This window comes from Kribbella sp. CA-293567 (assembly GCF_027627575.1).
Lineage (GTDB): Bacteria > Actinomycetota > Actinomycetes > Propionibacteriales > Kribbellaceae > Kribbella.
In genome coordinates this window covers 7,157,620-7,177,619 of sequence record NZ_CP114065.1, presented here as the reverse complement: position 1 = coordinate 7,177,619, position 20,000 = coordinate 7,157,620, and the positions used below count along the sequence as shown (strand labels likewise).

At 68.1% G+C, this 20,000-nt stretch carries 18 protein-coding genes and 3 tRNA genes; 6 read left to right on the top strand and 15 right to left on the bottom strand.

Annotated features, from left to right (window positions below):
- Positions 1–66: 66 nt before the first annotated feature.
- From OX958_RS33325 to OX958_RS33310, 4 genes are all read right to left on the bottom strand, one after another.
- Positions 67–666, bottom strand: a complete 600-nt coding sequence (locus OX958_RS33325; RefSeq protein WP_270134256.1) for a hypothetical protein — start codon at positions 664–666, stop codon at positions 67–69.
- A 526-nt stretch (positions 667–1,192) separates the two neighbouring features.
- Positions 1,193–1,265, bottom strand: a tRNA-Phe gene (locus tag OX958_RS33320).
- Between the two features lie 48 nt (positions 1,266–1,313).
- A tRNA-Asp gene (locus tag OX958_RS33315) sits at positions 1,314–1,390 on the bottom strand.
- A 58-nt stretch (positions 1,391–1,448) separates the two neighbouring features.
- Positions 1,449–1,521: transfer RNA gene (locus tag OX958_RS33310), tRNA-Glu, on the bottom strand.
- A 315-nt stretch (positions 1,522–1,836) separates the two neighbouring features.
- Here OX958_RS33310 and OX958_RS33305 point away from each other — a divergent pair.
- Positions 1,837–2,178, top strand: a complete 342-nt coding sequence (locus tag OX958_RS33305) for a metallopeptidase family protein (protein ID WP_442913301.1) — start codon at positions 1,837–1,839, stop codon at positions 2,176–2,178.
- A 761-nt stretch (positions 2,179–2,939) separates the two neighbouring features.
- Here the strand turns inward: OX958_RS33305 and OX958_RS33300 are convergent.
- The 6 genes from OX958_RS33300 to OX958_RS33275 form a co-directional block, all read right to left on the bottom strand.
- Positions 2,940–3,668, bottom strand: a complete 729-nt coding sequence (locus tag OX958_RS33300; RefSeq protein ID WP_270134253.1) for a polyprenol monophosphomannose synthase — start codon at positions 3,666–3,668, stop codon at positions 2,940–2,942.
- 184 nt (positions 3,669–3,852) lie between these two features.
- Positions 3,853–4,437, bottom strand: a complete 585-nt coding sequence (locus OX958_RS33295; protein WP_270134251.1) for a D-sedoheptulose-7-phosphate isomerase — start codon at positions 4,435–4,437, stop codon at positions 3,853–3,855.
- A gap of 22 nt (positions 4,438–4,459) precedes the next feature.
- Positions 4,460–5,497, bottom strand: a complete 1,038-nt coding sequence (locus OX958_RS33290; protein ID WP_270134249.1) for a LacI family DNA-binding transcriptional regulator — start codon at positions 5,495–5,497, stop codon at positions 4,460–4,462.
- A gap of 124 nt (positions 5,498–5,621) precedes the next feature.
- Complete coding sequence (locus tag OX958_RS33285; protein WP_270134247.1) at positions 5,622–6,410, bottom strand: ATP-binding protein; 789 nt, start codon at positions 6,408–6,410, stop codon at positions 5,622–5,624.
- Between the two features lie 321 nt (positions 6,411–6,731).
- The gene (locus OX958_RS33280) at positions 6,732–7,121 is read right to left on the bottom strand and encodes an STAS domain-containing protein (protein ID WP_270134246.1); all 390 of its coding nucleotides are present in this window, start codon (positions 7,119–7,121) and stop codon (positions 6,732–6,734) included.
- Positions 7,122–7,258: 137 nt separating this feature from the next.
- Positions 7,259–8,650, bottom strand: coding sequence for an LVIVD repeat-containing protein (locus OX958_RS33275; RefSeq protein WP_270134244.1), 1,392 nt, complete (start codon positions 8,648–8,650; stop codon positions 7,259–7,261).
- A 104-nt stretch (positions 8,651–8,754) separates the two neighbouring features.
- On the opposite strand from OX958_RS33275, the gene OX958_RS33270 reads away from it, so the two are divergent.
- Positions 8,755–9,402 (top strand): DUF305 domain-containing protein, encoded by a 648-nt coding sequence (locus tag OX958_RS33270; protein WP_270134242.1) that lies wholly within the window; start codon positions 8,755–8,757, stop codon positions 9,400–9,402.
- A gap of 1 nt (position 9,403) precedes the next feature.
- Positions 9,404–10,138, top strand: coding sequence for a DNA alkylation repair protein (locus OX958_RS33265; RefSeq protein WP_270139193.1), 735 nt, complete (start codon positions 9,404–9,406; stop codon positions 10,136–10,138).
- A gap of 65 nt (positions 10,139–10,203) precedes the next feature.
- Here OX958_RS33265 and OX958_RS33260 read toward each other — a convergent pair whose 3' ends face one another.
- A complete protein-coding gene (locus tag OX958_RS33260) occupies positions 10,204–11,478 on the bottom strand; it encodes a hypothetical protein (protein ID WP_270134241.1) in 1,275 nt (424 codons plus the stop codon).
- A gap of 65 nt (positions 11,479–11,543) precedes the next feature.
- Positions 11,544–12,374, bottom strand: coding sequence for a hypothetical protein (locus tag OX958_RS33255; protein WP_270134240.1), 831 nt, complete (start codon positions 12,372–12,374; stop codon positions 11,544–11,546).
- 454 nt (positions 12,375–12,828) lie between these two features.
- Between OX958_RS33255 and OX958_RS33250 the strand changes: the two genes are divergently transcribed.
- Positions 12,829–13,839: a hypothetical protein gene (locus OX958_RS33250; protein WP_270134239.1), complete on the top strand. Its 1,011-nt coding sequence runs from the start codon at positions 12,829–12,831 to the stop codon at positions 13,837–13,839.
- On the top strand, positions 13,836–15,062 hold the full coding sequence (locus tag OX958_RS33245) for a hypothetical protein (RefSeq protein WP_270134238.1): 1,227 nt from the start codon (positions 13,836–13,838) through the stop codon (positions 15,060–15,062). Before OX958_RS33250 ends, OX958_RS33245 begins: the two co-directional genes overlap by 4 nt.
- On the opposite strand, the gene OX958_RS33240 is transcribed toward OX958_RS33245, so the two are convergent.
- Positions 14,997–15,482 carry a GNAT family N-acetyltransferase gene (locus tag OX958_RS33240; protein WP_270134237.1) on the bottom strand — a complete coding sequence of 162 codons (486 nt, stop codon included), beginning with the start codon at positions 15,480–15,482 and terminating at the stop codon, positions 14,997–14,999. The two genes, OX958_RS33245 and OX958_RS33240, sit on opposite strands and share 66 nt — an antisense overlap.
- Before the next feature lie 74 nt (positions 15,483–15,556).
- Positions 15,557–16,393: a CPBP family glutamic-type intramembrane protease gene (locus tag OX958_RS33235; protein WP_270134236.1), complete on the bottom strand. Its 837-nt coding sequence runs from the start codon at positions 16,391–16,393 to the stop codon at positions 15,557–15,559.
- A 119-nt stretch (positions 16,394–16,512) separates the two neighbouring features.
- On the opposite strand from OX958_RS33235, the gene OX958_RS33230 reads away from it, so the two are divergent.
- On the top strand, positions 16,513–18,513 hold the full coding sequence (locus tag OX958_RS33230; RefSeq protein WP_270134235.1) for a neutral/alkaline ceramidase: 2,001 nt from the start codon (positions 16,513–16,515) through the stop codon (positions 18,511–18,513).
- Here the strand turns inward: OX958_RS33230 and OX958_RS33225 are convergent.
- Positions 18,500–19,990 carry an MFS transporter gene (locus OX958_RS33225; RefSeq protein WP_270134234.1) on the bottom strand — a complete coding sequence of 497 codons (1,491 nt, stop codon included), beginning with the start codon at positions 19,988–19,990 and terminating at the stop codon, positions 18,500–18,502. The genes OX958_RS33230 and OX958_RS33225 overlap by 14 nt on opposite strands.
- Positions 19,991–20,000: the final 10 nt, after the last annotated feature.

The window sequence follows — 20,000 nt, the reverse complement described above, 5'->3', positions numbered from 1 at the left end:
CCTACCTGTCAGCCTACGATCACTCTCCGCAGTCGGCCTGCCTCACCGGCGTGGGGAGTCACCAAGTCAGGTCGCGCGCACGATCGCGAAGGGATCCTCCTCATCCGAGGCATCGGACTCGCCGTCATGCCAGACAAAAGTCCACCACTCCGCCCGCCGATCCAGACCAGGAGCGTTCTCGAGCCCCGCCCACTCATCGACATGAACGATCTCAGCGGCAGCCCGCACAATATCCGGGACAGCTAGGACTACGTCTTCGTCGGTACCTGAGGGCCACAAACTCCGATAGGCGTCCCTTCCAGCCCCGATCACGGCCGCCTCATCAGTGACCGTGAAATCCCAACGAACGAAGCCAGACAGAACCGACCGCGGGCCAACAACGTCATCGGACTCGTCATCCTCATCGTCAAACTCATCGAGGTCTTCACCCGAAAGGCTCAACGGGAAGGAGCCGCACCAATCGAGCTCGGACTCATTAAAGGCCTCAGCAGCCTCCTCAAGTGACTCGCTAGAGGAAAAGTACGGACCAAGCTCGCGCTCGCGACCACTGCGCTCGATCGTGAGCGCGACGTGTGCTCTGAGCGCCGCAATCAACTCTTCCGCGCTCTGCACGTAACGCTCGCGCGCCGCATCCGACCACTGGATGTCCTCGCTGGTGTCGTTCATGAACCGAAGGCTAACCGCGGCGGCAGAGGAGCCATTGCGAGGCGCAGGTCGCTAAGCACAGAACACGCCAGCCAGTTGAGTTTGCCGAATGAGCCTTCTGGATCACGACCGCCGGCCCGAACTGACACCGGAGACCCCGGACATGAACGAGCAGCCAGCCTGATTCAGGCATCCGACGGCTGGCTAGCACCGTTCACTGCCCATTCGATGGTCCGGCCGTGACGACCTACATCAAGAGCGCTCGCATCTCCATGGGCGCAAGCTCGACACCTGACGTGCGCTGCTCTGGCGTGTCCCAAGCAAGCGGACCGTCAGGCCCAGAGCGCGCAGCGCGGCGCAGCCGCAGAATCCGGCGTCGGCTAATAGACCCGGCGCCAGCCAAAGCCTCCGCCGGCGCTAGCCGGAGGGTGGGCGGGAGCAGGCGCAGCGGGTGGCCGGAGGAGCGGAGCGACGGAGGTCGGCTGCGAAGTGCGCGTGGGAAAGAAAAACCCTCTCCGAACGACGGAGAGGGTGGTGATGAGATGTGTGGTCAGGGGCGGTCTCGAACCGCCGACCTTCCGCTTTTCAGGCGGACGCTCTACCAGCTGAGCTACCTGACCGGGAGAGAAATAATGGCGGCGGTGTGTGGACACCTGCCGCCACTCTCCTGGCGACCCAGACGGGACTCGAACCCGCGACCTCCGCCGTGACAGGGCGGCACGCTAACCAACTGCGCTACTGGGCCTAGCAACTCGATGATGCTACACCATCATTCGAGCTTGTTCACTTTGGTCTTTCGACCGTATCCCCAACGGGATTCGAACCCGCGTTACCGCCTTGAAAGGGCAGCGTCCTAGGCCACTAGACGATGGGGACTCGGACCGCGGGAGCCGAAGCTCCTAGGGACAGCCGTAAGCATAGAGGAGAGTTCGCTGAGGTCCAAAACGAGTTCTTGGGGAGCGGGGAAGTGGGGGGCTGCAGGCGGGGGAGGGAGGGGTTGGATCGCCTTGTGGGGTGGTGAAAAGGCGGCGTCGTGAGGGTGGGCGTAGGCGGGTGGGGAGGGGGTAGGTGGGATGGATGTAGGCGGGCGGGGAGGGTGTGGGTGACGTGGATGTGCGCTTCGTCATACGGCGGGACGTGGTGGGCGGAAGGTGGTGTGGAGCGCATCACTACGCTGGGGCGGTGATCGAGATGAGCCGGGCTGATTTCGAGGTGCTGGTGTCGGAGGCGCTGGATCAGGTGCCGCCGGAGTTGGCCGCGCTGATCGACAATGTGGCTGTGTTCGTCGAGGACGATGCGCCGGCGAGCGATCCGCATCTGCTCGGGATCTACGAGGGCATTCCGTTGACCGAGCGCGGGCACTACTACGGCGGGGTGCTGCCGGATCGGATCACCGTTTACCGCAATCCGACGTTGGAGATCTGCGAGACGGTCGAGGATGTCGTTGATGAGGTGAACATCACCGTGGTGCATGAGATCGCGCATCACTTCGGGATCGATGATGCGCGGTTGCATGAGTTGGGTTACGGCTGAGCCGGTACGCCGGTACGCCGCTGCTCACGGCGGTTAGCAGCCGCAGCAGGCCGTGAGTCACGCAGGCGAGCCAGTAGGCGCTCAGGCAGGCGCAGAGGAGCGCCGGTGAGCCGGCAGTCGCGAAGCACGTCGGGGATCGCTGGAATGCACGCCAATGAACCCGCAGGCCGCCGAGCCGCACGCTCACCAACCCGCCGAGTCGCACTTACTCACGCACGTGGCCGCGCCACCAAGCTGCCTGTCGAGGGATCCCGGCGAGGCCGCCACGGCGTATGGGGTGGAGCTGGAGGGTTCAGCCGTGCTGAGCCGCGCCCGCCGAGCCGCGCGTAGCAGGCGGTTAAGTCACGCATGCGAGCCAGGCGCTCAGGCAGGCGGTTAAGTCACGCCGGTGAGCCAGTAGGCGCTCAGGCAGGCGGTTAAGTCACGCAGACGAACCAGTAAGCGCTCAGGCAGGCGTAGAGGAGCGCCGGTAGGCCAGTAGCCGCGAAGCGCGCCAGGGATCGCTGCAATGCACGCCAGCGAAGCCACAGCCGGGCCGCACGCCCGTCAGGCGGCCGCCAGTAAGCTTCTGAGCCGGTCGCCTACTGAGCTAGAGCGCCCGCCAAGCCGCCTGCCTGCCGCGCACGCCAACAATCCGTCCGGCCACAACGCGCCCGGCGAGAACGCGCCCACCAAAACCCGCCCGGCGAGAAGCTGCCCACCAAAACCCGCCCGGCGAGAACCCGCCCCGCCAAGCCCGAGCGGCTGAAACCACCCTCAGCTCAAGACCGCTTGAACAGCAACTTCCACGGCATCAGCGCCGACTCGAGCTGCACCTTCAAGCTCATCTTCGACGCCCCCACAGTCCGCTCTTCGAAGCGGATCGGAACCTCCGCGATTCGCTTGCCCTGGCGGACGGCGCGGTAGTTCATCTCGACCTGGAACGAGTAGCCGTTGCTGCGGATCGTGGAGACGTCGATGGCCCGCAGGGTGTCGGCCTTCCAGGCCTTGAAGCCGGCGGTGGCGTCCTTGACGTGCAGGCGCAGGATCGTGTTCACGTAGACGTTCGCGAAGGCCGACAGCAGGCGGCGGTGCCAGGCCCATTCGGCCGCGGCGGAGCCGCCTTCGACGTAGCGGGAGCCGATCACCACGGCGGCGTCGGTGGTCTGCAGGGTTTCCACCATGATCGGCAGCACGGAGGCGGGGTGGGACAGGTCGGCGTCCATCTGGATGACGATGTCGGCGTTCTCGTCCAGCGCGCGGCTGATGCCGGCGATGTAGGCGCGGCCGAGGCCGTCCTTCTCCGTCCGGTGCAGCACCGAGACCTGCTCGGGGGACGCCTTGGCCAGCTCGTCGGCCACGTCGCCGGTGCCGTCGGGGGAGTTGTCGTCGACCACCAGCATCTGCAGCCCGGGCAGCTTCAGGTCGGACAGCAGCGCCGCCAGGACGGGCAGGTTCTCCCGCTCGTTGTAGGTGGGCACCACCACGATGATCTTGGCGCTCTCAGCCATTCTCATTCCTTCACAAAGGCCATTCTCCGGACAAAGTGCCCGGTACCGGACACAGGACGCTATCGCATCAACTGTTCCGGACACGCGGTGGTGACGCGATCGAAGATTGCAGTACGGCGTCCGGGCGGGCCGGACGAGCCGGACGAGCCGGGTGGGGCGTTCCACCCGGCTCGGCTCCGGTGGTCTAGAAGGCGGCCGCCCACTGGTCGACGAGTTCACTGACCATGTGCAGGGCGAGGAGGTGCATTTCCTGGATCCGGGCGGTCTCCTCGGCCGGTACGACGATCGCGAGGTCGGCCGCCGCGGCCAGCCCGATCCCGCGCCGGGAGGTGAACGCCACCGAGCAGGCCCCGGCCGAACGAGCCGCGGCCAGACCCTTCACCACGGTCGGTGAGGTCCCGGACGTGCTGAACCCGACCACCATGTCTCCCGGCCGGACCAGCGCCTGGACCTGCCGGGAGAAGACGTCCTCGTACCCGTAGTCGTTGGCGATGCAGCTCGTCACCGCTGCGTCCCCGACCAGTGCGACGGCCGGCAGCGGCCGCCGTTCCCTCAGGTAACGGCCGATGAGTTCACCGACCAGGTGTTGTGCGTCGGCAGCGGACCCGCCGTTGCCGTAGGTGTAGAGCACTCCGCCCGAGTCGAGTCGGCGGATGAGCTCGTCGGCGACCGCTTGGATCGCGTCCAGCTGGCTGTGCATCGCATAGGCGACCTCGGTGTGACGTTCGAGCTGCCTGGCGATGACCCGGTCTACATGGAGTTGTGTCATAGGCCGGTGGTACGCCAGAAAGTCAGTTTCTGGGAGCGGGACCGGTGGATCCGCGGACCACCAGACGCGGCGCGACCCGGACAATTCGCCGCCGTGCGGGCAGTTCGTCGCGGATTCTGGCCAGCAACAGTTGCGCACAGCTACGGCCCAGATCCACTGTGTGCTGATCCACCGTGGTGATCCCCGGTTGAACCAGTGACATCCACGGAACATCGTCGTACGCGGCGAGGCTGATTTTGTTCGGTATCCGGAGTCTCCGGCGCTTCAGTTCGGCCAGCGCGCCCTGGGCCAGCACGTTGTTCGCCGACAGGATGGCGGTCACGTCGTGCTGGTCGAGCAGTTCGCGGGTGGTCTCCTTGGCCGCGGCGGCGTCGAAGCTGGTGAAGACGATCAGGTCTTCGTCGAGCTCCAGCCCAGCCGCCTCGTACGCCGCCCGGAACCCCGCCAGCCGGCCCGCTCCGGTCGACCACTTGGTCTCGTCGATCAACAGGCCGATCCGCTCGTGCCCCAGCCCGAGCAGGTGCTCGGTGAGCTCTCGCGCACCGGCCTTGTTGTCACTCAGTACGGCGTCGCCGCCGCGCCCGAGCTGCCGGTCCGCGGAGACGACGTGGATGCCGTTGTCCTGCAGCATCTTCGGGCAGGCCGCGGCGACCGGGGTGACGATCACTCCGGCGACCTGCATGGCCAGCAGCGTCTCGGCCGCGTGCATCTCTTCTTCGGGGTCGCCGTTGTCGTTCACCAGGATCATCTGGTGCCCCTCGAGCCGCAGCACCTCCTCGATCCCGGCGGCCAGATCGGCGTAGAACGGGTTCCGCAGGTCGGAGATCAGGACGCCGATCGCGGTCGAGGTCCGGCTGCGCAGGTTCCGGGCCATGTGGTTCGGCACGTAGCCGAGCCGCTGCGCCGCCTGCTGCACCCGCTCACGGACCTCCGGCGAGGCGTACCCCCGGGTGTGCAGGGCGCGCGACACAGTCGACGGCGAAACGCCGGCCTCCCGGGCGACGTCCTGCACGGTCGGCCGGCTCTGCTGCTTCCTGTTTTCCCCGCTCACAGGCGTCATGGTAGGGCCACGATCGGCAAATAGACCCTCATTGGCTTTCATCGTGAGCAAAGCGCCGCACCACTGAGCGCTGGACTACGCATGCCGCTCGGACCACGATTGCCCGCGCAGCGTGCGGGTCCGGTCACAGACCGTTGCGCCAGCTGTTGTTGATCGCCACCCGGGCGTTCGGCGATCGCAGGCCGATCGTGGCCCAGATGACCTTCCCGCCGCTCGAGGTCGGACTGGCGCCCCACGCGCTCGACAACGCGGTCACGATGCCGAGGCCGAGGCCGTTCTCGCGAACGCCCGGCGGGCGGCGTACGGGAAGGAGAGGACTGCCGTCGGCGACGCTGACGGTCAGCCGCTGACGCCGGAGCTCCAGCCGGAGATCGGCATCGGTCTTCGCGTGCCGGACCACGTTGGCGACCAGCTCGGACACGATCGCCACCGCGTCCTCGGCGACCTCCTCGCAGTGCCACAACTCACAGACCGAGGCGACGAACCGGCGCGCGGTCGCCGCGCTGTGCGGCTCGGGCGCCAGCCGGAGCCGGCTGAGCTGCCGGGCCGGCGGGTTGTGCATCGCCGCCAGCGCCGACGCGAGGTCGGGATGGACGGGGATGAAACGGGAGATCAGCTCCGAGTGCCGCTGCAGTTCGCGACTGCGATTCCGGCCGGTGACCAGCAGCAACGGTACGCCGGACCAGTCGGCGACCTGCCGGGCCAGAGTGGTGAAGACGCTGAGCGAGTGCGACTTGGCCAGCACCAGGTCCTGCAGCAGCACGATCACCGCGCCGGGCTGGTCGGCCAGCCGCCGGGCCAGGAACGTGCGCAACTGTGGCGCGGTGGTGAGCTCCAGCGTCCCCGAAGGGCTGACCAGCACCGCCTCCCCGACGGTCTGGACCCTGATCTTCAACGCACTGCCTCGCCCCATCGACCTCACCCTCCCCAGGCTGCCGGACCCTCCGCGTGCGGCAACGATGCCATCGCGCGGTGAGGGACCAGCAGTCACACAGCGTTCCCCTCCTCGGGCGTCGTCAACCCTGCAAGCGCCCCGTACTCCGCCCGCTGCGCCGAACCGCGTACGGTCCGCGACCGCCCGCCCGTACCGCGCTCGCCCGCTACGCCCGTACCGCGTCCGCCCGCTGCGCGCCCGCCCGTACCGCGCCTGCCTCTACCGCGTACCGCGCCCGCTCGTACCGCGTACCGCGCCCGCCCGTACCGCCGCGACGCCGCGACCACGCCGGCTGCGGCGTCAGCGCTCGCGGTTCTGCAGCGCGTCTTCCACCGAGGCGAAGATCGAGAAGTCGCGACCGAGACCGGTGATGGTGAGCGGCCGGTCCACCGGCCGGCCGACCCCGACCAGTGCGAGATCGATGCCATGCTGCCCGGCCAGTTGCCGGGCCTCGACCAGGTTGCCCAGCCCCGCCGAACTGCAGAACGTCACCGCGGACACGTCGATCAGCACCAGCCGGGCCGGTGGCGCGATCGCCGCCCGGATCGCCTCGGCCGCGGGCTCGGTGGTGGCGATGTCGATCTCACCGGACAGCCGGACCACCAGAACGCCGGGCTGGTGCTGCTCGGTGACGGCGCCGAACGTGGTCCGGATCATCTCGCCGTCGAGGCCGTCGTGCTGGCTCGTCACGCTGTTCTCCCCCGGGTGCTCCCGCGACGCCGGTCGGTCCTGGCGCGGTGGACAACAGCCCTGGTACACCGTATGCCCGAACGCTCCGGGGTCACAACGGTTGTTGGCCGGTGGACCCCGGAGCGCGATGGAACCGCTTACCGGAAAGCGGGCTGAGTCTGGACGTTCAGCTCCTTCAGCCGGACCCGCTTGGCCGGGTCGGTCCGCCGGTCGTCGATCCGGAAGACGTCGAAGGCCTTGACCGTTTCGGTGCCGTAGATGTGGCCGTTGTAGTAGTACGCCGACCAGTAGCCGCCGAAGGAGGCCGGCTCGTTCGGCGGACGGTCGAAGTACCCGATCTCCTTCGGGTGGGCGGAGTCGGTGAAGTCCCAGACCGAGAAGCCGCCCTGGTACCACGCCTGCACCATCAGGTCGCGGCCCTTGACCGGGATCAGCGAGCCGTTGTGCGCGACACAGTTCTCCCCGGCCGCCTGGTGCCGGTCGATCTTGTAGTAGCTGCGGAACTCCAGCTTCTTCCGGTTGATGTCGAAGATCGCCGTCGCCCCGCGGTTCGGGCCGACCTCGGCGTTGCACATCGCGCCGCCTCCGCCGCCGAGTTCGTCCATGAAGACGACCTTGCTGCCGTCGGCGTTGAAGGTGGCACCGTGCCAGAAGGCGAAGTTCGGGTCCTGGATCCGGTCCAGCACCTTCGGCCGCTCCGGCTTGGAGATGTCCAGCAGTACGCCGTCGCCCATACAGGCCGCGGCCGCGATGCCCTTCGACGGGAAGGCGGTGATGTCGTGGCAGCCACTGGTCGCGCTACGGTTCGGGCCGCCGGGGACCGGGCTGGGAGCGCCCGGGAAGCCGCCGTCCGGGAACAGCACCGGCGAAGCCACCACGGCTGCCTGCTCCGGGTGCTTGATCGGCACCTTGACAATGTCGACCTTGTCGTTCGGCGGCTGACAGTCGGGGAAGGTGGCGTTCGGGTTGTACGACGAGTTGTAGACGTAGATCGCCCGCTTGGACCGGTCCGGGACCAGCGTGTGCGTGTGCGAGCCGCAACTCGTCTCGACGGCGGCGACGAACCGGGGGTTCGCCGGGTCCTTCACGTCGAAGATCTTGATCCCCTCCCACGACTCCTTGATCGTGGCCGACTGCGCCACGCTCTGGCAGGAGTTGTCGCTGCGGGAGGAGTCCGTGCTGAGGAACAGCAGCCCGTCGGAGACGCTGATGTCGTTCTGGCTGCCGGGGCAGGACACCTGGCTGACCAGCCGTGGCCGGGCCGGGTTGCCGATGTCGTAGATCACGAATCCGGCGTAGTTGCCGACGTAGGCGAGGTTGCCGACGAACGCGATGTCGGTGTGGACCCCGTCGGCCAGGGGCCCGCTCAGCGGCACGCTGGCCAGGTGGGTGATGTTGTCGCTCTTCGTGGCGCCGGTGTCCGGTGGCGCCGGTACTTCGGCGTTCGCGGTGCTGCCGGCGACCAGCACGGCGAACAGGCTGAGGCCAAAGGTGAGACTGGCGAGCGTGCGGGGGCGGCCCATGCGCATGCCTCGGTCCCTTCGTGAAGTTGTTCGAAGATTTCTCTCGGCCCTTCAGGGTAAGCGTGATAGACACGGTCCGGAAGCGATTTGCGACTGGGAGTGAGGACTCGGTGAACTTTTCCGCCTATCGCCGGCCGATGGCCGTGCTGCTGCTCGCCCTGCCGCTCGCCGGCTGCAGCTCCGATCCCGAGCCGCAGGCCGCGCCGACCCCGTCCGGCCCACCGGTGATCGTGCCCGGTACGCCGGGCGGTCCGAACCGGACGGTCTCTGCCCTGCCGGAGGTCGAGCGGACCGTCGACCCGGACGACACCAGCTTCCTGAGCGACATGATGATCCACCACACCCAGGCGTTGCAGATGGCCGGCTGGGCGCCCACCGCAGCCAAGAACGCGCGGGTCAAGGCGCTGGCCGAGCGGATCAGGGTCGGCCAGAAGCCGGAGATCGAGTCGATGCGGCAACTGCTCACCTCCGCGGGCCAGACCCCGCCGGACCTGGAGCACGTCCAGCACGAGGACCACTCCAAGATGCCGGGGATGGCCACCCGCGACGAGCTCACCACGCTGCAACAGACCCGCGGCCGGGCCTTCGACGAGCTGTTCCTGAACCTGATGATCAAGCATCATCAGGGAGCGGTGCTGATGAGCGGCCGGCAGGCGGCGAACGGCTCCGATCTCCGCGTCGGTGAGGTGGCGCAGGACGTCAGCGTCACCCAGTCCAAGGAGATCACCACGATGCGGCAACTCCTGAAGGAACTCTGACCTGAGCGCGATCGACGACCTGCTCCGGGAGATCGACCGGGCGGCGGATCCGGCGACCGCCGAGATTCTCGCGCGCTACTTCCAGGTCAAACCGGGCGGCTACGGTGATGGCGATCGGATGATCGGCGTCAAGTTGTCCACTCTGCGCCTCCTCCTGAAGCCGTACCTCCGCCTCGAGCTGCCGCTACCCGAGGTGGAGAAGGCGCTGGCCGACCCTGTCCACGAGCACCGTCTGGCCATCCTCTGCTGGCTGGCCGACCGCGCCACCCGATCCCTCAAGCCCCGTACCGCGAACCCCGCCGAACTGCAGGCGATCTACGAGCTCTACCTCCGCAACACGAGGTACGTCGACAACTGGGACCTGGTCGACTGCAGCGCCGCGCAGATCGTCGGGGCCCGGTTGCTCGACCGTCCCCGCGATCCGCTGTACGAACTGATTGCTTCTAGCAACCTCTGGGAGCGCCGGATCGCGCTGGTCGCGACGCACAAGCTGATCATGGCCGGCCGCACCGCCGACACCTTCGCCCTGGCCGAACTGGTCCTGGACGACCCGGAGGACCTGATCCACAAGGCTTCCGGCTGGATGCTACGCGAAGCCGCCAAGCGCACCACTCCCGACGACCTCTTCGTCTTCCTCGACACGCATGCCGCCAGGATGCCGCGAACCATGCTCCGCTACGCGATCGAGCACCTGCCCAAGGAACTTCGGGCGCACTACCTGGCGAAACCCCAGTAGGCCATACCCAGTAGGGGATCCGCACCGGACGATGCCAGGACGGCATCGCCTCCACGGAACCGAGGTCAGCCGGCTTGCGCGTGAACGGCGGCCAGTTCGGCCACCAGGGGCTCGCCGGGACCGCCGTCGAGACCGGCCGCGGCCGCCGCGATCCTCTTGGTGCGAAGCGTCGAGACCGCCCGCAGGGCGCCTAGCAGTCCGCTGTCGGAGTCGGCGCGCGCCGGCGTTCGCTCGCTGTCCGCGTCGAAGATGTCGGCGCGCAGGTGCTCCGGGGACGTCGAAGGCAGCGGCAGCACCCGAGCGAAGACCGGTACGTCGAAGCCGAGCAGGGCAGCCTCCCGGCCGGTCATCAGGTTCAGCAGCGCCGGTTGGTGCACCTGGCCTGATTTGCTGTCCACGAGACGAACGAGCAGCCGGTCGGTGATGATTGCAGACGGCAACCGTCGGCCGAAGGCGGGCACGGTGACGAGCACCCCTTGCCCGGATTCTCCGCTGACCAACTCCTGCCGGATCTCGGCACCCGGACCGACCAGTCGGGCCCGCAACTGCCGCGGATCCACCAGGCTGGTCAGCGCCCGGCTGTCGGTAGGCGGCCGGGTCGCCGCTCCGTTGATCGCCGCGCCGTTGAGGAAACTGCCCCCCGGGCGGTGGGCGATCGATACCTGGCCCTTCAGTCGCTGCCAGGCCTTCGCCACACCCGCCAGCTCCTTTTCGGGGCCGCTGGCAACCTCTCGCGCCAGCGTCGCATAGCCGTTGACCAGACGCCCGAGGCCGGAGAACAGATCCGCTGGAACCGCCGAGGCAGTGTCGGCCAGCGTGGACAGCTGAGCGGAGAGCCCGATCGCGGCCTCCCGGGCGATCGTCAGTGCCTCGCCGACGAGTCGTGCCCGCAGCGGACCGTGCGGCAGCGTCGCCGCGGCCTGGCTCCGGGCGACTCCGCGCTCGGCGTCCAGCAACGCCTGGTCGAGTTCGAGATGCAGCCAGCGGTCCAGCGCGTCGAGGACCGCGACCCTGAGCCAGACACTCGGCGCCGCGAGCGCCGACGACAGCTCGAACTCGCGACGAGTACCGCCCGCCGCGCGCAGTTCCTCGCGCAGACCGGCCAGTCGTTGCCTGGCCGCCGAGCCGATCAGGGAGTCCAGCAGGGCCGGGTCCGCCTCGTCCCAGCGAGCGATCGAGACGGAGCGCCAGTGGTGTGGTCCGGCCAGATCGACGCTCACGCTGATCCCGGTCCCGATCGAGGTCGGCTCGACCAGATCGTCGGATTCCCCTGTGGTGACGAGGATTTCGGGCGAGGCGCCGCGGTCCGTGCTCTCCGGCGCGGTCACGAAGGCAATCATGGGGACCTCACTCTCGCGCCGCCCGGTCACTGTGAAGCAAGCAGTTTGTTCCCAAAGGTTAGAACTCAACCGTTGCCTCGTAAAGACCACGTAAAGGCTTCGCTGTTCTGAAGTGCCTGCGCTGCCATCCAGGCGTTCAGGGCCCAGACCCGCGCGGGCAACAGGTCGGCGAGGGCAGGCTCCACCCAGGCGGGTCGACCGCGCTGGGAGAGCTCGGTCAGGGCCAGTCCACGCAGTCCGCGGTACTGGCCGGCCCGGTCCCAGACCGCGCGGGTCATCTCGCCCGCAGTCGGGCGGGACAGCCGGCGTACGTCGGTGGCGCTGCGCAGCAAGGCCTCCCGGCGGCGGTCGATGAATTCGGAGATCCGGTCCTCGACCGCCGCGCCCTCTTCGTCCGGCGGCGTCTGCGGCTGCCAGGTCCCCGGGTCGGCGTCGACCCAGGTGAGGTACTCGACGGTTGCGAGGACCAGGATGTGCTGGTCCTCCGTCAGGCCCTCCGGGCAGTCGCCGGCTCGCCGCCGCAGCAGCCTCAGCTCACCCTGCTCGCGGCAGATCAGCTGAATGGTGCGGAACGCGGCCTGGGCCGGATGGCCCGGCTCCGGCCGGAGCGGCAGCGCGAGCTGGACGACCTCGGAGTTCCTGAAGGGCAGGACAGGCAGGTTCCGTTGCCGGTCGCGAAGGCTTTTCGCCGCGACGGCCAGCGTGGTCCATGCCTTGCTGTGGTTGCCGGCGGCCCGGTAGCCCATGGCCCGGGCGACGGTGCGCAGATCGGCTCCCAGCCGGGCGTCGTAGAGGTTGCCCTGACGGAGCTGCCCGAAGGCGTGCCGCCAGTTGCCGGCCTCCAGCAGCAGGATCGGGTCGGAGTACGTCGGCGCCTTGACAGCTGACCTGGTCATGAGCACCCGCTTCCGTCGAACGCACCCGCCAGGGACGGGACAGCTTGAACGCCTCAACAGGTGAACAGCGACCCCAAGGCCATTCCGCGATACGGTTCAGGAATGGCTTCACTTGGCAACACGCAGTTTCAGGTACTACGGTAGAACCCCGGTGGAATCGGGTCAATATAAGGCGCGTCGATTACTTATCGAGGGTGTTGCGCTACTGAGAGCTCCGATCGAGCGAAGGCAGTGCAGGCGTCGACAGGGCCGATTCTCCCGGTGGTAGGACCAACACGCAGCTGAGTACACCAGTGGTAGAAGTGGTATTTGCTGGTGGAAATAGGTGTAGCGTGACCGGTGCAGCGCCCGCGACGTGTGCGGGTGCCGACTTTCGGGAGTGAATGTGGCCCCCTCGTCAGAGGCCGTCCGCCTCGCCAAGAGGCTCCGCGGTCTGCGGGACGACCAAGAGCCCGTGCTGACGCAGTCAATGCTCGCGCGGGCGCTCAGCGACGACTCCCGGGTGGCCGTGGCGACCATCAGTTCGTGGGAGTCGCTGACCAATCCCAAGCTGCCGCCGGCCGACCGGCTGCGCTCGTACGCGCTGTTCTTCTGTACCGACCGGTCGACCGAGGGCACCCCGCACCTGATCCCCGAGAACCAGTTGACGCCGGAGGAGCGGACGAACTTCCACGCTCTGCACCACGACCTGATCGCCCTCCGCGACGCGGTGCGGGGCCAGGGCGGCGGGCCGAGTTCGTCTCCTGGCGGCTCCTACACCTGGGACTTCGAGAGCGGCCCGATCACGATCATCTGTCCCGAGGCGCCGGTCGAGGGACGCTCTCCGCTGGCCGCGGAGACGCACGCGAACTTCACCCGGATGTACCGGTACGCCGACCTGGACGCGCTGATCGAGCTCTGGGGCCACATCCGCGCCTCCAACCCGGATCTGAAGGTGAACCACCGGCTGCCCTCCGAGGTGGTGGCCGACGACATGTCCGGCCATGTGGTCGTGCTCGGTGGAATCGCCTGGAACCAGGTGACCAAACGGCTGCTCAAGACGCTGAGCGAGCTGCCGGTCTCCCAGGTCGGGGTGGAGGATCTGAACGAAGGCGAGATCTTCAGAGCCAGCGGCCCCGGCGGCGGTGACTTCCGGCCCTTGTGGGAGGAGTTCGACGACGGTACCGAGCTGGCCGAGGACGTCGCGCTGCTGGCCCGGGTCCGGAACCCCTTCAACCACAGCCGCACGGTGACCATCTGCAACGGCATCTACAGCCGGGGTGTGCTCGGAGCGGTGCGGGTGCTGAGCGACGCCGCGGTCCGGGAGCGCAACGAGGCCTTCCTTTCCCGAGAGTTCCCCGACGGACTGTTCGCGCTGCTGCTGCGGGTGCCGGTGATGAACGGCGAGGCGATCTCGCCCGACCTGGAGATCGCCGAGAACCGGCTGTACCAGTGGTCTCCGGACGAGACGCAGGCCGGCCGGTGAGCCGCCAGCTCAGCCATCACCAGTCCCACGCCTCACTGTTACGGGACGTCTCGGCCGGATCGGTTCCGTCGACGCGCAGCCGCCTCGACGCGATCGTCGTCCCGGCCGCCCGCGCCGTACCGCAGAGTGCGATCGACCTGTCGGCCAGACTTTCGGTGCCGCTGGTCATCCTCTGCAGCCTGCAGGCCAAGGCGGACAACATCGCCGACCGGGTGAACAAGACCTTCGGCGCCCAGGCGCTGGTCGTCCAGGTCGACGACAGCCACCAGTTGCTGTCGTCGGCCTCCCAGCTGACCTCCCACCAGCGGTTCAAGGAACTCAGCGCGGGCCGATCGAGCGATCTCAGCGTCAAACGCAATCTCGGCCTGCGCCTGGCCCGGCTGCGCGGCTGGCGCAAGATCCTCTTCGTCGACGACGACATCTCACAGATCCGTACGCCGCAGGTCGATCGGCTGGTCGGCTATCTCGACAGCCACCCGGTGGTGTCGATGGCGAGCCGGGAGTTCCCCGACAACTCCGTGGTCTGCCACGCCCGCCGTGAGGCCGGCTTCAGTCAGGACGTCTTCGTCAGTGGGGCCGTGCTCGGGGTCAACACCCAGCACCCCGACTTCCCGTACTTCCCCGACGTCTACAACGAGGACTGGTTCTTCTTCTCCCGCTATGCCGCTCAGCGGTCGCTGGCGAAGATCGGTGAGGTCCGGCAGGACGAGTACAAGCCGTTCGCCGACCCGCTGCGGGCGGCGCGGGAGGAGTTCGGTGATCTGCTGGCCGAAGGGCTCTATGCGTTGTTCGAGAGCACCCAGGGCCTGAGTTTCTCCGAGCAGCTGGCGGCGGCGGGCCACAGCCACTGGCAACGCTTCAGCGAAGCACGCCACGAGATGATCACCCAGACCGCGGAAGAACTCGAGAAGCTGCAGGCCACCGCTGACGCGACGAAGTACCGGCGGGGACTGCAGGCGCTCGAATCCCTGCGCTACGCGGAGAAGTACCTCCAGCAGATCACACCGGCCGACTGTGTCGAGTTCATCCAGCGCTGGCGGGCCGACGAACACGACTGGCAGTACCTGATGGCCAGAAGTGCCACGGGACTCAGCGAACGGGACGCCTTCGACGAGCTCGGGCTCGCCCAGCCGATTCGCTGCGGCTACGGGAGCTCGTCAGGGAGCCGGAAGCGTGCTCCGTTTCAGCCGAAGCTCCGTGCGGCCGGACTCGTCGGTCAGTAGCTGACGCTCGCCGGTGGCGCGGAAGCCCAGCCGCTCGTAGACCGTGCGTGCGTCCAGATTGCGATCGACCACCCACAACAGCCAGACGTGGACGTCGGGCTCCAGTTCGGTCAGGTAGCGCAGGATCGCCCGCATCACGCCGCTGCGGCGGTACCGCGGATCGACCCAGATCGATTCGAGGTGCCGTTCGTCGGGTGGCCGGTCGTCGACCCGCAAGGACCTCGCCAGCCCGATGATGCGGCAGCCTCGTTGGGCGACGATCCAGAGGCCGTCGGCGAAGGTCTGCCGCCAGTCGGCCTCCGTTCGGGCCGCGGTCGCTTCGTAGCTGGAGATGTAGGCGGCCGGAGAGTCCTTGAGGGCTTGGAGCCGGACGTCCCGGACAGTCTCCCAGTCGTCCGCAGCGAGCACCGAGAAGTCCAAGGCCCGACCCCCTCCACACGGCGACGTGCTGCCGACGGCACGGGGCGGTGCCTCGACAGCAATCGTTACCAGTTTCACCGTTCCGGCGGCCCGCCAAACCGGCGACGCGCGTTCGAGCGCTTGATCACGAGATAGCCGGCCGTCGCGAGCAACAGGTAGCCGGGGATGAGCAGGACCGCATCGGGGGTGGTCGTCTCCGCGGACCATCCTGCGTCGCGGTCGGCACCGAAAAGGGTCAGGCGGTTGACGGTCAGGAAGGTGAGGTGAGTGGCGATGCTCGCGTACAGGGAGCCGGTGCAGGTGCGGGCGGCGATCAGGGTGAAGCCGAAGACGGTGAGCAGGACGAAGTAGCTGATCGGGTCCTCACCCGGTGGCGCGAGGCTGGGAGCCGGCGCGGCGACGCCGATCAGACGACTGAGGACGGACTGGACCACGCTGGCCAGCCCTGGCGCCAGCAGGAACAGGAAAGTGGTGCCGGTGGCCGCGATCCAAGGACGGTGTACGGCGCGCAGGGTGCTGTAGGTGTGGCCGCGCAACGTCAGCTCTTCGGGGATGGCCTCCAAGAGCAAGGCGATGACGGCATTGGTCAGCAGGAAGAGCAGCACCGCCGAGAGATCGAACGAACCCCATCTGAACCAGCCAAGTGCAGTGCCGCTGCCCAGCATCAGGGCCGCGCTGCCGCCGGTGACGGCGAACCCGATCAGAAACGGGCGCAGGCCACCGGTCAGGCCCAACTCCGATCTGCGCCGCCAAGGCCGGATCAGCAGTACTGCGATTGCCGCGCAAAGCAGGGCGGGCAGCAAGCGCTCGAGCCACGTCGGAGCGTCCGCAAGCGCAGTACCGGCGGTCGAGGCCGTGCCGAGTGCCAAAGCCATGGCGAGGGTGCCGAGAGCGGCTCGCAACCAGGTCATGCGGAGCACCATACGACACGAGTGTGTTAAATAGCAGGTCTTCACAGTGCGCGAGCAGCCCAGTACTCTCCGATGAAGATGAATTTGGCTCAGCTTTCGTCCGTGCAGAAGGAGACGCCATGCGCCGCCCCCGCCCGCTCGTCGCCGTACTAGCTCTCGCGCTCGTCGCCATCGGGGTGGTGAGCGTCGATCGGACCGTTCCCGCCCAGGCGGCCGACTCGCCGTACCTGGTCGGCCGGGGGATCTCCGACGTCACCGGGCCGGCCGCCGAGAACGGGATGATGGGCTACTCGAAGTTCGGCCAGAACACCACCGGCCTGCACCAGCGGTTGCGGGCCCGGGCGTTCGTGACCGTCGAGCAGGCGAGCGGTCAGCGGGTGGCCTACGTGAACGCCGACCTGGGGATGATCTTCCAGGCGCAACGGGACGCGGTACTGGCCAAGCTGCAGGCGAAGTACGGCACGCTCTACACCACCCGCAACTTGTTGCTCTCGGCAACTCACACGCACAGCGGGCCGGGCGGCCAGTCGCACAACCTGGCCTACAACCTGTCCATCCTCGGCTTCCAGAAGCAGGCCTTCGACGCCACCGTCGAAGCGGTCACCGAGGCGCACCAGAATCTCGCCCCGGGCACCATCAGCCTCGGCCGGTCGACCCTGACCAACGCGAGCGTGAACAGGTCCCGGGTCGCCTTCGAGCAGAACCCGGCCGCCGACCGGGCCGCGTTCCCGCAGGCGATCGACCCGGCGGTGACCGTACTGCGCTTCCAGCAGGGCGGCAACGAGATCGGCGCGATCAGCTGGTTCGCCACCCACGCGACCTCGATCACCAACGAGAACACGCTGATCAGCCCGGACAACAAGGGCTACGCCGCCTATCGCTGGGAGCACGACGAGAAGGGCGTGCGGTACCTCGACGAGAGCCAGGGCTTCGTCGCCGCGTTCCCCAACACCAACGCCGGTGACATGTCGCCGAACCTCAACCTCCGGGCGGGTTCCGGCCCGACCGAGGACCCGCTGCTGAACGAGCAGATCCTCGGCGACCGCCAGCAGCAGGCCGCGGCCCAGGCCTACAACGGGCCTCGGGCAACGATCACCGGCAGCATCGACGCCCGGATGCGATATGTCGACATGTCGGCTGTCCAGGTCGCCCCGCAGTACACGCCGGACGGTCAGCCGCATCGCACCTGCCCGGGCGTGGTCGGTGCCTCGACCCTGGCCGGCAGCGTCGAGGACGGGCCCGGGATCGCGATCATCCCCGAGGGCGTGACGAACCCGTTCTTCGAGCTGCTCAAGCCTTTCAACGTCGACGTCCCGCCGTGGCTGATCAGCTGCCAGTCGCCGAAGCTCGCCGCGGTGCCGACCGGGTTGCTGCAGGCCACGCCCGACATCGTGCCGATCCAGCTGGTGAAGCTCGGCCAGTTCTACCTGGTCGCGGTGCCGGGTGAGGTGACCATCGTGGCCGGCCTGCGGCTTCGGCGTACGGTGGCGGCGGAGGTCGGCGTACCGCTGGAGAACGTGTTGATCCAGGGCTACGCGAACGCCTACAGCCAGTACGTGACGACCCCGGAGGAGTACCAGCTCCAGCAGTACGAGGGTGGCTCGACGCTGTTCGGCAAGTACACGCTGCCGGCGTACCAGCAGGAGTTCGCGGGGCTGGCCAGAGCACTCGAAGCCGGTACGCCGGTCGCGGCGGGAACGCATCCCCCGAAGCCGGCCACCGCGGAGCTCAATCTGCAGACCGGAGTGGTGTTCGACAGCCCGCCGTTGTTCAAGTCGTTCGGCCAGGTGCTGACCGACGCCGCACCGCAGTACCAGCGGGGCGCGACCGTGGCGGTCTCCTTCGTGACCGGTCACCCGAAGAACAACCTGCACCGCAACGGCACGTTCCTCGAGGTGCAGCGGCAGGTCGGTGGCCAGTGGCAACGAGTCGCCGACGATGGTGACTGGGACACCCGCTACCAGTGGGCGCGCACCGGAGTGGCCGATTCGAAGGCCACGATCACCTGGAAGGCGACCGAACCCGGTACTTACCGGATCCTCCACCACGGGGACTCGAAGGCGCTGAACGGCACGATCACGCCGTTCACCGGGATGTCGCGGACCTTCACGGTGTCGTAGTCGCGCTCGGCGGAGGCGGTGAGACCAGCGAGCAGTGCGGGTAGTTCTGCTGGTCCACCGGCCGACCCGGATCCTTGCGCGGGGCAAGCGTCACCCAGGCCAGTACCGCGCCGGCCACGGCGAGACCGGCGGAGATCCACATGGCCGTCCGGAACCCGTCACTGAAGGCGGCGGGATCCCGGTACGAGTCGCCGGTGATGCCTGCCGCCAACGGGATCGCGGCGACCGCTAGTAGTTGCGCGGTACGGGCGATGGCGTTGTTGACGCCGGAGGCGACCCCGGCGTGGTCGTCCTCGACCGCGGACAGCACGGTGGCCGTCAGGGGAGCCACCGTGCACACCAGGCCGATGCCGAGAACGACGACGGACGGCAGGACCGCGGTGAGGTACTTCGCGCCCGGCTCGACCCGCATCATCAGCAGGAAACCACCGGCCATGAACAGCGGGCCGACCGTCATGTGGATGCGAGCGCCGATCTTCTCCGACAAGGCGCCGGCGTAGCCGGACAGGCCCAGCATCAGCAGCGTCATCGGCAGCAGCGAGGCGCCCGCCGTCAGGGCGTCGTACCCGAGGGCGGTCTGGAGGTAGACGACCAGCAGGAAGGTGGCCGTACCGAGGGCGCTGTAGACGGCGACGGTGACCAGGTTGGCACCGGTGAACCGCAGGTTGCCGAAGATTCCCGGCGGCAGCATCGGGTGCGAGCTGCGGCGCTCGACCTCGACGAAAGCCACGAGGCCGAGGAGGCCGATCGCCAAGGTGGTCAGCACCAGCGCGTCACCGAAGCCTCGGTCGCCGGCGCTGATCAGGCCGAAGGTGAATCCGGCCAGGCCGATCGTCGCCAGGGCGGCACCGGCGACGTCGAGCTTGCCGGTCGCGGTCTCGTCGCGGGTCTCCGGTACGTGCCGCAGGGTGACCAGCACGGTGGCCGCGGCGATCGGCAGGTTGATGACGAAGATCCAGCGCCAGGAGCCGCTGTCCACCAGAGAGCCGCCGACGAACGGTCCGACCGCCGCGGCGACCGAGGTGAGGCCGGACCAGGTGCCGACCGCCTTGGCGCGGTCGGACGGCCGGAAGCTGGTCTGCAGGATGGCGAGGCTGCCGGGGGTGAGGAGCGCGCCGCCGATGCCCTGCAGGATGCGGCCGGCGATCATCACCTCCACGTTCGGTGCGATCGCGCAGATCAGCGAGGCGATCGCGAACCAGACGACGCCGGCGATGTAGGTGCGGCGGCGGCCGAGGCGATCGCCGAGCGAGCCGCTGAGCAGGATCAGCGAGGCCAGCATCAGCAGGTAGCCGTTGACGATCCACTGCAGGCCGGAGATCTCGGCACCGAGGTCCTCGCCCATGGAGGGGAGTGCGACATTGACGACCGTGCCGTCCAGGAAGGCCATCCCGGAGCCCAGGGCGGTGGCGGCCAGCACCCACCGGGCCCGGGCGGTACCGAATGCGATTCGAGCCTCAGGCCGCGCGTCCACCATGGCTACAGCC